Here is a 1,445-nt window from a genome sequence, read left to right as displayed (position 1 = left end):
CCGCGGTCGTCCGCAGTCGGGTCACGGTCTTCACGGTGAAGTAGTACAGGGGCGAGACGACGAGCAGGCCGGCGATGAAGGAGATGTCGGTGTGGCCGAGTGCCTTGGCGATCGGGCCGGTGTAGGCGGTCCCGATGATCATGAACGGGATCTGCACCGCGACGCCGATCAGGTAGCAGAGCACCGCGGGCCAGTTCACCCGGCCGTAGCGGCCGCCGTCGCGTCTGAAGAAGTCCTCCACGGCGTAGTCACCGTGGCGCACCAGGTAGAAGTCGACCAGGTTGACCGCGGTCCACGGGACCAGGGAGCCGAGCAGCAGGGTGAGGAAGTTGTTGTAGGTGGCGACGAAGCCGCTTCCGGAGGTGAGGGCTACGGCGAGCGCGATCGTGCACAGTCCGCTCGCGACCACCGCACGGGCGCGGCTGCGAGCTGTGAAGCGCGGGAGGAAGGTCTGCGCGATCGTGATCGTGCACAGGGTGCCGCAGTACAGGTTCATCGCGTTCGTCGCGGCGACACCGATGCTGAACACGGCCACGACCAGCAGGCTGATCCCGGCGGTTGCCTGGGTCAGGGCGGTGATGGGGTCCGTGCCGGGCAGGAGCAGCCCGATGCCCGCGCCCAGGAACATGGGCAGGATCGAGCCGAGGCTGGTGCCCCAGTAGCTCATCCAGAATGCCGGTCTGGAGCCGGTCCTGGCCGGCATGTAACGGGAGTAGTCCGAGACGTACGGCGCGTAGGCGATCTGCCAGACCGCGGCCACCGACACGGTGCTCATGAACCCGGACAGGGTGGCCTGACCGGTGCCGAAGAAGGTGTGCGGCACCGGGTGGACGACGAACGCCCAGACGAACGCCAGTAGCAGGACGGCACCCGAGACGTAGGTCATGATCCGCGCATAGGCGTGGATCAGGCTGTAGCCCCAGATCGTGGCCGTGATGCTGGCCGCCGCGAGCAGCACGATGCCGGCCTTGCTGCTCAGGTGCGGAATCACCGCCGCCAGTGACTGTCCTCCGAAGACCAGGATCGAGATGAAGAACCCGAGGTACATGACCACCACGATCAGGACGATCAGCAGCGCACCCCAGGAGCCGAACTGTCCCTTGGTCTGGACCATCTGGGGGACCCCGAGCCGCGGCCCCTGGGCGGAGTGCAGCGCCATGAAGATCGCACCGAAGAGGTTCCCGACGATGATCCCCAGCGCGGCCGACCAGGCCGGCTGGCCGAACAGCGTGGTGGCAAGTCCTCCGGTGACAATGGACAGGATCATGATGTTCGTGCCGAACCAGATCGTGAACATGTCCCGGTTCGTGCCGTGCCGCTGGTCGAGCGGGATCGGCTGGATCGTCGCCGACTCGATGCCGGAGACGGACTCGCGCCGCCCAGCCGGTTGCTCACTCATGCCTGCCCCCTCGCCTCAGCGCATCGAACCCGGTTGAACATGACGT

General features: G+C 66.6%; 1 protein-coding gene. It reads right to left on the bottom strand.

The features are described 5' to 3' along the window. On the bottom strand, positions 1-1,399 hold a 1,399-nt coding region (locus tag ACF08M_RS41650), incomplete at its 3' end, for a purine-cytosine permease family protein (protein ID WP_392190528.1). Positions 1,400-1,445 lie beyond the last annotated feature (46 nt).

This window comes from Streptomyces sp. NPDC015032 (assembly GCF_043080425.1).
Taxonomy (GTDB): Bacteria; Actinomycetota; Actinomycetes; order Streptomycetales; family Streptomycetaceae; genus Streptomyces.
Note: the sequence above shows the minus strand (reverse complement) of the source record. Positions and strands in the feature narration are given on the sequence as shown.